The organism is Streptomyces sp. NPDC006463 (assembly GCF_042870715.1).
GTDB lineage: Bacteria > Actinomycetota > Actinomycetes > Streptomycetales > Streptomycetaceae > Streptomyces.
In genome coordinates, this window is sequence record NZ_JBIAHP010000002.1 from 630,092 (window position 1) to 642,509 (window position 12,418).

The 12,418-nt window shown below is 71.4% G+C and carries 13 protein-coding genes and 1 tRNA gene; 9 read left to right on the forward strand and 5 right to left on the reverse strand.

Annotated elements, in window-relative coordinates:
- Positions 1-44: 44 nt before the first annotated feature.
- From ACFYOB_RS06730 to xerC, 6 genes are all read left to right on the forward strand, one after another.
- Positions 45-257: a hypothetical protein gene (locus ACFYOB_RS06730; RefSeq protein WP_388555405.1), complete on the forward strand. Its 213-nt coding sequence runs from the start codon at positions 45-47 to the stop codon at positions 255-257.
- Between the two features lie 17 nt (positions 258-274).
- A complete protein-coding gene (locus ACFYOB_RS06735) occupies positions 275-430 on the forward strand; it encodes a hypothetical protein (RefSeq protein WP_388555408.1) in 156 nt (51 codons plus the stop codon).
- Between the two features lie 124 nt (positions 431-554).
- Positions 555-1,205: a hypothetical protein gene (locus ACFYOB_RS06740; protein WP_388555411.1), complete on the forward strand. Its 651-nt coding sequence runs from the start codon at positions 555-557 to the stop codon at positions 1,203-1,205.
- Between the two features lie 2 nt (positions 1,206-1,207).
- Positions 1,208-2,680 (forward strand): ATP-binding protein, encoded by a 1,473-nt coding sequence (locus ACFYOB_RS06745; protein ID WP_388555413.1) that lies wholly within the window; start codon positions 1,208-1,210, stop codon positions 2,678-2,680.
- Between the two features lie 448 nt (positions 2,681-3,128).
- Positions 3,129-3,326: a helix-turn-helix domain-containing protein gene (locus ACFYOB_RS06750; RefSeq protein WP_053614155.1), complete on the forward strand. Its 198-nt coding sequence runs from the start codon at positions 3,129-3,131 to the stop codon at positions 3,324-3,326.
- Positions 3,326-4,468, forward strand: a complete 1,143-nt coding sequence (xerC, locus tag ACFYOB_RS06755) for a tyrosine recombinase XerC (RefSeq protein WP_388555417.1) — start codon at positions 3,326-3,328, stop codon at positions 4,466-4,468. The genes ACFYOB_RS06750 and xerC overlap by 1 nt, the downstream gene beginning before the upstream one ends.
- A 63-nt stretch (positions 4,469-4,531) precedes the next feature.
- Here xerC and ACFYOB_RS06760 read toward each other — a convergent pair.
- Positions 4,532-4,606, reverse strand: a tRNA-Val gene (locus ACFYOB_RS06760).
- A 105-nt stretch (positions 4,607-4,711) separates the two neighbouring features.
- On the opposite strand from ACFYOB_RS06760, the gene ACFYOB_RS06765 reads away from it, so the two are divergent.
- From ACFYOB_RS06765 to ACFYOB_RS06775, 3 genes are all read left to right on the forward strand, one after another.
- Complete coding sequence (locus ACFYOB_RS06765) at positions 4,712-5,956, forward strand: hypothetical protein (RefSeq protein ID WP_388555420.1); 1,245 nt, start codon at positions 4,712-4,714, stop codon at positions 5,954-5,956.
- 70 nt (positions 5,957-6,026) lie between these two features.
- Positions 6,027-6,755 (forward strand): DUF4383 domain-containing protein, encoded by a 729-nt coding sequence (locus ACFYOB_RS06770; RefSeq protein WP_388555423.1) that lies wholly within the window; start codon positions 6,027-6,029, stop codon positions 6,753-6,755.
- 28 nt (positions 6,756-6,783) lie between these two features.
- A complete protein-coding gene (locus ACFYOB_RS06775; RefSeq protein WP_388555426.1) occupies positions 6,784-6,999 on the forward strand; it encodes a zinc ribbon domain-containing protein in 216 nt (71 codons plus the stop codon).
- A 135-nt stretch (positions 7,000-7,134) separates the two neighbouring features.
- Here ACFYOB_RS06775 and ACFYOB_RS06780 read toward each other — a convergent pair whose 3' ends face one another.
- From ACFYOB_RS06780 to ACFYOB_RS06795, 4 genes are read right to left on the reverse strand one after another with little or no spacing between them, the layout of a single operon-like run.
- Complete coding sequence (locus ACFYOB_RS06780) at positions 7,135-7,803, reverse strand: O-methyltransferase (protein WP_388555429.1); 669 nt, start codon at positions 7,801-7,803, stop codon at positions 7,135-7,137.
- Entirely contained in the window at positions 7,800-8,621 is an 822-nt protein-coding gene (locus ACFYOB_RS06785) for an HAD family hydrolase (RefSeq protein WP_388555432.1), read from the reverse strand. The genes ACFYOB_RS06780 and ACFYOB_RS06785 overlap by 4 nt, the downstream gene beginning before the upstream one ends.
- Positions 8,618-11,101, reverse strand: a complete 2,484-nt coding sequence (locus tag ACFYOB_RS06790) for a phosphoribosyltransferase (protein ID WP_388555620.1) — start codon at positions 11,099-11,101, stop codon at positions 8,618-8,620. Before ACFYOB_RS06790 ends, ACFYOB_RS06785 begins: the two co-directional genes overlap by 4 nt.
- A 32-nt stretch (positions 11,102-11,133) precedes the next feature.
- Positions 11,134-12,300: an HpcH/HpaI aldolase/citrate lyase family protein gene (locus ACFYOB_RS06795; RefSeq protein WP_388555435.1), complete on the reverse strand. Its 1,167-nt coding sequence runs from the start codon at positions 12,298-12,300 to the stop codon at positions 11,134-11,136.
- Positions 12,301-12,418: the final 118 nt, after the last annotated feature.

Consider the following 12,418-nt stretch of genomic DNA (forward strand, 5'->3'; position numbering starts at 1 on the left):
AGGAAAATTCGAGGCCGGCGGGCTACTCCCACCAGCCGACAGGGGTGAAGGAGCACTGCATCGGCGCGCTGCGAGCAGCTGCCGGCGCCCGCAACGCCGCCTACCGGGACGCCGGGAACCTCCTCCTGGACGAGGCCCGCCGCCAGCACGGCAAGCAGTGGGAGTCGATCCCCTCCTGGAACGACTCCCACACCGGAGCCCAGGTGCGCAGCGTGTGGGAGGCCGCCATCCGCCGCGCCCGCCACTCGACCATCTGACCCGTCGGGAGCAGCCCTTGTCGTTCTCGTTCACCAACCCCAGACCGGACCCCGAACCGTCCTTCACCTTCACCGGACCGGCGGACGTCGAAGAGCGGCTACAGGCCATCTCCGACATGGCCCACGAGAACCTCCGCCTCGTCACCGAGGTCCGCAGGCAGATCAACAACTGAGCGCCCACCGAGCAGACAACACGAGGGCGGCCCCGACTCGCCCGGGTCAGGGCCGCCCTCATCTGCAGATGGACCACATCACCCACCGGGATTTCCGGCGGCACCTTCACACGAGGACAAACCCTTGAAGACCACCACGATGCCGTGGTTCGAGACCCTCACTGACAGCGTCTACGCCCTCGGGGCCGCCGCCCGCGAGGCTCAGCACGCCCACCAGGGCGCCGCCCTCAACGCCGCCCAGTACGACCTCGACCGGGTCCGGTTCGTCGACGGCGGGATCAAGCTCCCCCACTGGGGCACGGACATGCCCTACCAGCCGCACGCCCACACCATTGCGCTGATCAACGGCCACCAGCGCAGCCACGCCCACGTGCTGTACCTGCTCCACCACCAGAGCGCACAGGCCTACGCCTACGGCACCATCTGGGCTATCCGCCAGGTCCTCAGCGGCAACCAGCCGCCGCTGGTGGAACTGACCCGCACCCCGCAGGGCTTCTACACCGTCCCTGGTGAGGCCTACCCCGACACGAAGGCGTTCGAGGGCCTGAAGGGGTGGAGCGGCAGGCCCGTCTTCGACCAGGCCCTCGCCGAGATGGAGCGCCGCGAAGCAGCCGCCGAGTTCGCGGCCGGCCCCGACACCGACGCGCACGGCTGGTGCGGCTGCCTCACCGAGACACACATCAAGCGCCTGTTCACCGCCGCACAGGCCAGGGGCGAGTCCTTGCGGCACTGCGAGGACGCGTGGTCCAACGCCGCTGATGCTCTGGGGATCTGAACATGCCTGAGGACGAGAAGAACCCGGCACGCGAGGTCATCACCGAGTACGCGCAGCAGCACTTCCGGTACTTCCGCACCGTCGACGGCACCGTCTACGCCCAGCGGAACGGCCACCCCGTGGCCCGCCCGATCCGCTCCCAGGGCACGACCGGCAGCCACCGGCAGGAACTCATGGTCGGCCTGTTCCGCGACGGGGGCGGCGTCTTCAACGGAACCGCCTTGAAGGAGGCACTCGACTTGATCGAAGCACTCGCGCTCACCGAGGACGTCCAGCCCGTCCACATCCGCGTCGCTCCGGGGTTCGACGGAGCCACTTGGCTGGACCTGGGCCGCGACGACGGCCAGTCCGTCCGCATCCACCCCAACGGCTGGGACATCCTCACCCCCGACCCCCGGGAGGTCTGCTGGCGCCGTACCCAGCTCACCGGCGAACTCCCCCTCCCGGTCAAGGACACCGACGGCAAGGGCAGCGACCTGCTGATGCGCCTGGTCAACTTCGCCAGCGCCCAGAGCGAGGGCCTTGCCCTGGCCTGGCTCGTCGGCTGCCTCGGCCCCGACGTCCCCGTCCCCGCCCCGTTCCTCACCGGCCCCCAGGGCGCGGGCAAGTCCACCGCCGGCAAGATGCTCGTCCGCATTATCGAGGGCATGAGCGGCGACCTGCGCCGCCCGCCCAAGGACGAGGAGAACCTGATCACCGCCGTTGCCGCCGGGTGGATCACCGGCCTGGACAACCTCTCCCACCTCGGCCCGGACCTCTCCGACCTCATGTGCTGCATCGTCACCGGCGCCGAGAACATCAAGCGGGCCCTGTTCACCGACGGCGACGTCGTCCGCTCCCGCTACCGCCGCCCGCTCCTGCTCACCGGTATCGACGTCGGCGTCATCCGCCCCGACCTCGCCGAACGCCTCCTGCCCCTGCGCCTGGAACACCCCCGCGTGCGGCGGACCGAGGAGGAGCTGTGGACGGAGTTCGCGCGGGACTTGCCCGTGATCCTCGGTTCCGTGCTCGACCTGGCCGTCAGCGTCCGCGCCGGCCAGGCCGACATCCCGACCGACCTGCGCATGGCCGACTTCGCCCACCTGTGCGCGCAGCTGGATGCTGCCCGCAGCTTCGGTGCGCTGGACGCCTACCGGGCCAGCCTGGACGACCTCAACGACGACGTCATCGAGGGTGACCTCCTGGCCCAGACCGTCCTCAAGCATGCCGCCGACATCGAGCCGGGCACCGAGGTTCGGATGACGTCGGCAGAGTGGCTGCACGCGCTGACCCAGCTCTACACCGGCGAGGACTTCCGGCCCCAGCCCAAGGGGTGGCCCACCACCGGCAAGGTCCTCTCCGACCGCCTCAAGCGCCTCCAGCCCGTCCTCGCCGCCCGCGGCGTCCTCGTCGACTGGGGCCGCACCAACACCGCCCGCTACATCGCGATGGCCCGGCCCCAGCCCCCGCAGGACGAGCAGAAGGACCTCTTCTAGACCAGCGCCGGCGGTCCCGGCCGCACAAGCAAGAGGAGCACCCGCCGCCCTGGCGGGGCGGTGCTCTTCTTGTTCTTCGGCGGCCGCGCCGCCGCCCAAAGGGCGTGCCGCTTGCGGCTCGGCATTTCGCCCGAGGGCGCACAGACAACAGAGAAAAGCCCCGCTCTTTTTCCTAAGTAGGAAGACGCTGCGTCACCTGCGTCACGACGGCCCCGAAAACCGGCCCTGACCTGCAACAACAGCGGTGACGCAGAGCCCCAATCTCTGCGTCACCGTTCGTCACCTGCGTCACCCCGTGACGGACGGCTGTGTCACCGGTGACACAGCCCCCACCCCCCCTGCGTCACCGAAACCCGCAGGTCAGGACCACGAATGACGCAGATGACGCGATGACGCAGAAATCCCAACCTCGGACACACACGCACTGACCACCACTACGGAGGCCGCTGTGAGTTCCCCCCTGCCCACCACGCACCAGGCCCTGACCGTTCCGGAGGTCATGGCCGCGCTGCGGCTCAGCCGCTTCACCGTCTACAACCTGATCCGCTCTCGCGCCCTCCCGAGCTTTACCGAGGGCCGCTCGCGCCGGATCCCCGCAGACAGCGTTCGCGCCTACCTGGAAGCCAAGTTGGAGGAAGCCGCCTGATGACACGCAAGAGGAATCCGAACGGCGCCGGCAGCATCTGGCAGCGCAGCGACGGGCGTTACGAGGCTCGCGTCTACGTCCCGCAACCCGACGGCACCCGCCGCCGGAAAACCGTGTACGGCAAGACATGGGCCGAGTGCGACGCGAAGCGGCAGGAACTCGTGCTCCGTGACCGCCAGGGCATCCCGACGCCCACTCGCTCGGCCAAACTCTCCGAGTGGCTGCCGTACTGGCTGGAGACGTTCGTCAGGCAGGACCGTAAGAAGACGACGTACGCCAAGTACGAGACGCACGTCCGCCTGTACCTCATCCCCCACCTGGGCTCCAAGCGTCTGGAGACGCTCGGGGTGCCGGACGTGCGGCGGATGCTGGCTGCCGTCACCGCGCAGACCTCTGCCGCGACCGCGAAGGAATCGCACCGCGTGTTGCGCAGCGCGCTCACCGCGGCGAATCGCGAGGAGCTGATCAGCCGCAACGTGGTGATGCTTGTGCCGGCGCCGCGGGTGGTGCAGCGCGAGTTGAAGCCGTGGGACCTCGACGAGACGCTCACGTTCCTGGAGGCCAGCCGCCGCGATCCGCTGTACGCGGCGTTCGTGCTCGCGGTCGCCCTGGGGCTACGCCGCAGCGAGATCCTCGGGCTGCGCTGGTCCGACATCGACCTCGACCGCCGGACGCTGACCGTACGGAACCAGATCCAGCGCGTACAGAAGGAGCTGTACGCGGACTCGACCAAGAACCGGCGGACCAGGGCCATCCCCATCCCGCAGATGTGTGTGGCGCCGCTGCGCTGGCAGCGCATGCGGCAAGCCGCGTTGCGGTCCGGCGCCAAGCAGTGGGAGGCGAGCGACTACGTCTTCACCACCCGCACCGGCCGGCCGATCGAGCCGCGCAACCTCAGCCGGTCGTTCGAGCGGATCGGCCAGGACGCCGGCCTGCCGCGGATCCGGCTGCACGACGCGCGGCACGGTTGCGCCACCTTGCTGTTCGCGGCCGGGGTGGCGCCGCGGGTGGTGATGGAGATCCTGGGGCACTCACAGATCGCCGTCACGATGAACATCTACACCCACGTGACTGACGGCAGCAGGCGGGAGGCCATGGGGCACATAGACCGGCTGCTGCGCCGTCGGCGGCCGGCCGAGTGAGGGACTGCCGTCACCTGTAGCCGTCAAAGGCCCCCAACCATGATCGGTTGGGGGCCTTTTGACTGGTGGGCGCGGACGGTTTCGAACCGCCGACATCTGCTTTGTAAGAGCAGCGCTCTACCCCTGAGCTACGCACCCGTGGATGAGTGGACAGCCTACATGGCAGGCGCACCCCCCACGCAAACCCGTTCCCGTGGGAGAGAATGGTCCGGGGCATGGCGGACGCGGTACGGGAGAGGGATTGTGACAACAGCATCCCGGCGTTGGTTCGGTGGGCGGGACGAGAGTCGGCGGGCTGATGCGCAGGCGGCCAAGGATGCCGCCGCCGCGGCGTTCTACGAGCTGGACACCGCGCAGCGGGACCTGCGGATCTCGATCGAGACCATCGCCGCCGCGGACGGGTCGCCCGCCGCGCGGCAGGCGAGCGAGGGGTTCGCCGCGCTGGGGCAGCGGATCGACCAGGTCAGCCATGTGTACATCGAGGCCGTCGACGCGCACGACCTGGACCGGGTGGATCTTGAGGCCTCCGTCGCCACGCAGGCCCGGGAGCAGTTGACCCGGGCTCGCGATGAGCTGGTGCGGGCCAAGGGGGAGCTGGACCGGTTCGCGCAGGGGCTGCAGCCGCTGCTGGACAAGGCCGAGACGCAGCTCGCCCGGGTCGCGCCGGCCCGGGAGCGGGCCAAGGCCGCGCTGCTGGCGGCCAGCGACGCGCTGGACGCCGTACGGGCCAAGGGGATGCGGGCCGATGACCTGGCGGCGCGGCTGGCCGCGCTGGGCCCGGAGCTGACCAAGCTGAACCAGGGCGCGGCCCAGCACGGGGTGCAGGAGACCGTGCAGCGCGCCGACCGGATCCTGCGGGACGCCGAGGGCGTACGGGCGGAGGCGGTGCGGCTGCCGGAGCGGGCCGCGGAGATCGACCGGCGCCTGGTGAGCCTGCGGACGCGGGCCCAGGCGCTGCGCAACCGGGCGGACCGGGTGGATCCGGTCCTGAGCGAACTGCGTCGGCGGTTCAGCGCCGCGTGCTGGCAGGACCTGCAGCACGTCCCTGACCAGGCGATACGGGATGTCGCGCTGGCGGAGGACCGGCTCAAGGAGGCTTCCCGGGCGCGGGACGAGCAGCGCTGGGCCGACGTAGGGGTGCTGATCGACGGGGTACGGGCTTCGCTGGAGGCCACGGACGAGGCGGTGTCGGCGGCGCAGGACCGGCTGACGCGGCTGGAGGAAGTGTCGCGGAACCCGCAGGCGGAGGTGGACCGGACCCGGTTCGCGATCCGGGATGCGCAGCGCCTCGCGATGGCGGGTCGCAGTGTGCCCGATCCGCGGCACGCGCGGCCGCTGGACGAGGCGGTGGCCCGGATGGAGCGGGCGCTGGCGGGGCTGGAGGGTCGGCACCCGGACTACTGGCATTTCCTGCAGGAGATGGAGGAGGTCCGGGTGGCGGTGGGCCGGGTGGTGGCGGATATGCGGGGCCGGCGCGCCGCAGGATGAGGCCGGGGTTGTCGGGGGGCAGGCATCGGCGGATGCTGGAGGGGCCGTAAACGGAGCAGAGGAGGGCGCAATGGCTGCCCACACGTCCCACAAGCCTCGTGCAGCCCGTGCACCCCAGGCACCTCCCGCACCGCATGAGCCCTACACGGCTCATGCGCTCTACGGGTGCACCGAGCCCCACGAGAATTACGCGCCGTACGTGCCCCATGAGCCGTACGAGACCCACGCGCCCCCGGCTTCCCCCGGCAGGCTGCAGCGCCTTCTGCATCCCGTCAATGCCGAGCTCGACGAGCACCTGCCCGTCGACCACAAGCTCGGCAAGGTCTATCGGGTCGGCGCCGGCCTGACCGGGCTGCTGCTGGTCGTCTTCGGCGTCCTGGGGCTCATCGATCAGATCGGGTTCTTCGACACCGGCGGGGACACGGTGCTCGCGCTGAACACCAACGGCGCGCTGAGTGTCCTGTCGATCTGTATCGGGGCACTGCTGTTCGTCGGGATGGTGATCGGCGGGACCTTCGCCTCCACCCTGAACATCGTGCTCGGGGTGCTGTTCATCCTGAGTGGCTTCGTCAATCTCGCCCTGCTGGACACCGGTTTCAACTTCCTGGCCTTCGAGATCCAGAACGTGCTGTTCAGTTTCGTCGTCGGCGTGATGCTGATGTGGTTCGGGATGTACGGGCGGGTGGGCAGCGCGCTGCCGCACGACAATCCGTACTGGCGGGCCCGCCACCCCGAGCAGGCGGCGCGGGAGCAGCGGACGGCGGGACAGTCCGGGAGGCGGGCCCAGGCCCTGCCGTAATTCCTCCCGCCGCCGTTAACCTGGCCGCATGCCTCGATACGAATTCCGCTGCCGGACCTGCGACGACACCTTTGAGGTGAGCCGGCCGATGGCCGAGTCCTCCGCGCCCGCCGACTGCCCGGCCGGGCACGGCGACACCGTCAAGCTGCTCTCCGCCGTCGCCGTGGGCGGTACCAGTAGTGCCCCCGCGCCCGCCCGGGCGGCAGGCGGCGGGGGCTGCTGCGGTGGAGGTGGCTGCGGCTGAGCGCCGCTACGGCTGAACGGTGACGGCGGCTGAAACGGTGGCCGCGGCCTAACGGTGACGGCGGCTGAACCGTGCGCCGCGGCCGAACCGTGCGCCGCGGCCGAGCAGCGACCGTGCCGAACCGTGCGCCGCGGCTTAAACCGTCTGGCGCTTGCGCGAGAGCGTCAGGCCGTCCGAGATCGCCAGCATCACGGACTCCATGCGCGCGTCCGCCGCGACGTGCTCGTTGAAGGCGCGGACACCGGCCGCCGAGCCGGTGGCCGACTCGTCGAGGACCGAGCCGTGGAACAGGGTGTTGTCCGTGACGATCAGGCCGCCCGGACGCATCCTCGGCACGAGCTCCTCCCAGTAGGCGATCTGGCTCTCCTTGTCCGCGTCCACGTAGGCCATGTCGATGTGCGGCTCGGCGGGCATCGCACGGAGCGTGTCCAGCGCCGGCGCGATGCGCAGCTCGATGCGGTCCGCGACGCCCGCCGCCGCCCAGGCCTCCCTGCCGTACGCCGTCCACTCCTCGGAGACGTCGCAGGCGATGAGGCGGCCGTCCGCGGGCAGTGCCTGGGCCATCGACAGGGCCGAGAAGCCGGTGAAGGTGCCCACCTCCACGATGTGGCGGGCGCCCGTCAGCCGGACCAGGAAGGCCAGCAGCGGCCCCTGCTCCTGCGCCGACTGCATTCCGGCGACGTCCGGGAACTTGGCGTACGTCGTCTCGACCAGCCCCCGCTGGACCTCGTCCAGCGGGGGGTTGTGGTCGAGCATGTACCGGTAGAGCTCGTCAGTGATCTTGGTGCTGTTGCCCTTGGTCATACGGCCAGTGTCGCAACCGCCCGGCCGAATGCGCGGACGATCTCCTCACCTGCCAGGACTCCGGCCGCGGACAGGGCCGTCACCGTCGGCGCCGTCCAGGTGGCGTCCGCCAGCTCGCCGTGGCCCGGGCGCCAGGCCGCGTCGGCCGCCAGGAGCAGGTCGGCGTCCAGGAGCGAGTCGCCGGCGGCGAGGGTGGACGTGGCGCCGGTGCGGCGGGCCACCTCGTGCATCGCCGCGCTCTTGGTCAGCGGACGCGGCACGGCGTAGATCTTGCGGCCCTGGAGCGAGACCGTCCAGCCGCGCGCCTGCGACCACTCGGTCAGCGACTTGAGCCACTCGTCGGGCACCAGGGCGCGCTCGACAACCAGGTACGCGAACAGGTCCTCCGCCACCCGCGCCTTGCGCAGCCACTCCGGGTCCGCCGTGGCCAGCAGGTGGGCGTGCACCTCCTCCAGCGGGGCGCACTCCTGCGCCAGGCGCGCAGCGACCTGCCGCCGCCACTCCCGGTCCGGGACCCCGTCGACCAGCAGCTGGCCGCCGTTCGCGCAGATCGCGTACGGGGCCGGGCGGCCGGGGAAGCGGATCCGCTGGTACTGCTTGCGGGTCCGCGTCGTCGTGGGGACGAAGACGACCGACGGGTCCGCCGTCAGCTCCGCCAGCAGTCCCGCCGCCGTCTCCGTCATGTAGGACAGCGGCTTGCTCTCGTGGACCTCGACGCACAGCAGCCGCGGGGCCTCCGGGTCGGGCATGGTCAGGCCGAGGGCCGCCGCCGAGTAGATGAGCGTGCGGTCGAGATCACTGGCTACCAGGACAGTCACTTCGAGGCCACGGCCTTTCCGTCGGCGCCGGTGGCGCCGCGCGTGAATCGGGGGTGGATGAGTCCGACGCACGTGTAGGGAAGCCCGTCGACCTCCTCCACGGGGACACCGCGCTGCTCGGCGAGCAGCCGTACGTGGTCCAGGTCGGCGCCCGCGCCGCGCTGCGCGAGGATCTTCCACGGCACCCGGCGCAACAGCACCCGGGTGGTCTCGCCGACCCCGGGCTTGACCAGGTTCACGTCGTGGATGCCGTACTCCTCGCTGATCCGCTCCACCGCCGCCCAGCCCTCCCAGGCCGGCGTACGGTCGGCCGCGAGCAGCTCCTTGACCTCGGCGTCGACGGCGTCGGCCACCTCGTCGAAGCGGGCGGCGACCGTGTCGACGAAGTCGACGGAGACGTCGGCCCCGGCGAGCTCGCGGTAGAACTTGGCGCCGTGGAAGTCGGCGGGCCCGACCAGGTCGGACCTCAGCACGGTACGCGAGATGAGGCCGGAGACGGTGGAGTTGAGGCAGGCGGACGGGATCAGGAAGTCCTCGCGGGTGCCGTACGTCCGCACGCACGAGCCGGGGTCGGCGAGGACCACGATCTCCGGGTTGAAGCCCTCGAACTCCGCGAGGGCGGCCTTGAGCTCGCGCGTGATGGCGCCCTTGCCGGTCCAGCCGTCGACGAAGACGACGTCGGCCGGGTCGTGGTGGGCGGCCAGCCAGCGCAGGGCGTTGGCGTCGATGCCGCGGCCGCGCACGATGGAGACGGCGTAGTGCGGGAGGTCCAGGCCGTGCCGGAGCTGGGCCCAGCGGCGCATCAGGACGCCGACGGGCGTTCCGGCGCGGGCCAGGGAGACCAGGACGGGGGACGGGGTGCGCTCGGCGAGGACGGTCTCGGTGACGGTGCCGACCGCGCGGGCGATGCGGGCCGCCGAGGCGGTCAGGGCGCTCTGGTAGAGGTCCTGGTACTGCGGGGAGGGCTGGTACTCGACGGGCAGCGACTCCGCGTAGTGGGCGCCGCCCGCCTGTATCGCCTCTTCGCGCTCCTCGGTCGGGGCCTCCAGCTCGACGTCGGAGAAGTCCTGGAGCAGCCAGCCGACGTCCTCGGCGGCGTAGGAGGAGAAGGCGGGCCCGCGCAACGGCTCGTGCGTGATCGGCTCGTGCGTGATCGGCTCGGTCATGATCGGCTTTTGCTCCTGCCGGTCGGGTACGTAGGAAGGTACGGCGGCCAGCAGGACGCGGCCGGTGTGCGGAGCCAGGCTCGCGAGCAGTCCCGACCGCAGCTCGGGGGTGTCCCCCGCCGAGTCGACGACGGCGACGACGACGTCGAAGCGGGCGCCCGCGACGTTGTACGCGTACCGGTCTCCGGGGCCGTCGGCCGGGGCGTCGTGCGCGGGGAAGACCAGCCGGGTACGGATGGCGTAGCCCGGGTCGTCCACGGCGAGGACGGGCGAGCGGGTGGTGGTGGAGAAGCGGACCTCGCGGGCCGCGCCCGCCTCCTCCAGGGCCTTGGCGAGGCGCAGCGGCGCGTACATCAGCTCCTCGTTGCCGAGTACGAGGACACGGCCGGGCCGCTCGCCGAGTGCGGCCGTGAGCCGGTCGGTCAGGGCCGGCAGGGCCGCGTCCAGCGCTTCGCGGTGCGCGGCCGTGAAGCCGTGGCGGCCGCCGTCCGGGACCCGGGCGGGCCAGCCGAGGTCGACGCGCTCGTGGTCCGGGCGCGGGCCGTCCGCCGGGGCCGGTGCCTGCGGGCGGGGCGGGACGCCGTCGGCGGCCGCTTCGTGCTCCTCGACCAGGGCCTGGCCCTCGGCCAGTACGCCGGGCGGGAGCGACACCGTGCCCGAGGCCAGGGCGACGAGGTCCACGCGGGCGCCCAGCTCGGCGGCGAAGGCGGTGAGCCGGTCGCGGTCGGCCGCGGAGCGCATGTCGACGAGGGCGACGACCACGTAGTGCGAGCGCGGGTGGCGGGTGTGGAGGTCGCGGATGGTGTTCAGGACGGTGTTGCCGGTGGAGAACTCGTCGTCGACGAGGACCAGCGGCCCGCTGCCGGCCAGCAGCGCGGGGTCCTCGGGCAGCAGCAGGTGCGAGGTGGCGTGCGAGTGGGCCTCCTCGAAGCCTCCCGCGGGCTCCACTCCGGGCACGAGCCGGCGGGTGGAGTGCAGGTAGGGGGCCGGGCCCAGGCCGTCCGCCACGCAGTGGCCGAGGCCGGTGGCGGTCTCGGCGTAGCCGAGGACCACCGCCGAGGCGGCCCCGTCCGCGCCGAGCAGGGCCCGGACCCGCTCGCCGAGCCCGTATCCGGCGGCGTAGACGGCCGCCGGGGACTGCGGGACGTGCTTGCCGAGCACCTGCGAGACCAGCAGGTGCGCCCGCTTGGGGTTGCGCCGCAGCGCCAGCCCGAGGAGTTCCGTCAGCCGCGGCCCCCCGGCTTCCCCCTCGGCGTCCCGTAGCCGCACCCCGAGCCTGTCCGCGACCCATGTTCCCGACCACACCGTGTCGATCGTCTTGCCTTCCCTCGTCGTCACCGGCCCGCTCACACCTGGAGCCCGGCCGTGAGCAGGTCGACGAAGCCGACCTCCTCCTTCGCCACACCGAAGGCCTCGGCGCGCTGCATGGTGCGCTCGGCCCAGGCCCGGTGGGGCTTCACCTCGTTCATCTTGTTCGTGTAGACGGAACGCATTACTCCGCCGCCGCCGCGCTCGGGGCGCAGGATGTCCTGGGCGTCGCTGAACTCCTCGTGGGAGACCACCGACAGCGCGTGGACGGGCGTGACATGGGCGGGGTGGATGCACGTCTTGCCGAGCAGTCCGTTGGCCCGGTCGAGCTCGATCTCGCGCAGCAGCCCGTCCAGGTCGTGTTCGATGAGGGCGGTGCGCAGTTCTTCCACGCCTTCCGCCAGGAAGGGGCTGCGGCGCAGCTGGGGCTTGAAGAGGCGCTGCTGGCTGCGGAAGTACTCCCACACCGGGCCGGTGACGGTGAAGCCGGTGCCGTCGGCGCGGCTGAGGACGTTGACGACGTCCGCGATCACGCCGGCCACGATCTGGACGTCGTAGGCGGTCATGTCGGGGGTGCGGCGCAGGCCGTAGGCGGAGCAGAAGTCGGTGACGCCGAGCCTCAGGGCCAGGACCCGCTCGCGGTGGTCGTTGACGGTGCGGGAGATGCCGGCGAGGGTCTCGACGCGGGTTTCGAGGTGGAGGAGGTCCGGGGTCTCCAGGACGGGCATCGCGTACAGACGGCCCTGGCCGTGGGCGGCCTCGGCCTGGGCGACGGCGTCCAGGAAGGGAGTGCCGCTGCTCTCGTTGAACTTCGGAAGTACGAATCCGGCCAGTCGCCGGGCGGAGCCGCCCAGGCGGCGCACCAGGTCGGGTATCTGCTCGGGTGTGCGGACGCGGATGAACAGGAGCGGGAGCTCGGCGGTGTCCGCGTCGAGCTCGGCGAACTGCCGGACGAGGTTCTCCTCGGCCGCGACGACATCGCCGTCGCTGATGGAATCCTCCAGGCACAGGACCATGGAGACGACTCCGCGGCCGGCCTGCTTGCGGACGTCCCGGGCGAGCTGGGGGCGCGTGGCGGGGCTGTAGAGCGTGGCCCCCAGGGCCGCGGCGAGGACGCGGGCGGGCGAGGCCGCGGTGAATTCCGCCGGTTCCTGGTGGAAGAGGTCCTTGCGGACAGTGGGCGATATGTGCCCGAAGTGACGCATGTGCTTCCCCCGTACTGCCTCGGCGGCCCAACTGGCGTGGCCGGTAATAGTACGTACGAACGTGAGTCAAGAGTTCCTCAAGCACATGAAGTTCAGGTAACCCTCTTGCACCATGCCC

What these genes read in the sequence shown, in the direction of transcription:
- ACFYOB_RS06745 (WP_388555413.1), top strand. Translation starts at nt 1,208, where the DNA reads ATGCCTGAGGACGAGAAGAACCCGGCACGCGAGGTCATCACCGAGTAC.
- xerC (WP_388555417.1), top strand. Translation starts at nt 3,326, where the DNA reads ATGACACGCAAGAGGAATCCGAACGGCGCCGGCAGCATCTGGCAGCGC.
- ACFYOB_RS06770 (WP_388555423.1), top strand. Translation starts at nt 6,027, where the DNA reads ATGGCTGCCCACACGTCCCACAAGCCTCGTGCAGCCCGTGCACCCCAG.
- ACFYOB_RS06775 (WP_388555426.1), top strand. Translation starts at nt 6,784, where the DNA reads ATGCCTCGATACGAATTCCGCTGCCGGACCTGCGACGACACCTTTGAG.
- ACFYOB_RS06780 (WP_388555429.1), bottom strand. Translation starts at nt 7,803, where the DNA reads ATGACCAAGGGCAACAGCACCAAGATCACTGACGAGCTCTACCGGTAC.
- ACFYOB_RS06795 (WP_388555435.1), bottom strand. Translation starts at nt 12,300, where the DNA reads ATGCGTCACTTCGGGCACATATCGCCCACTGTCCGCAAGGACCTCTTC.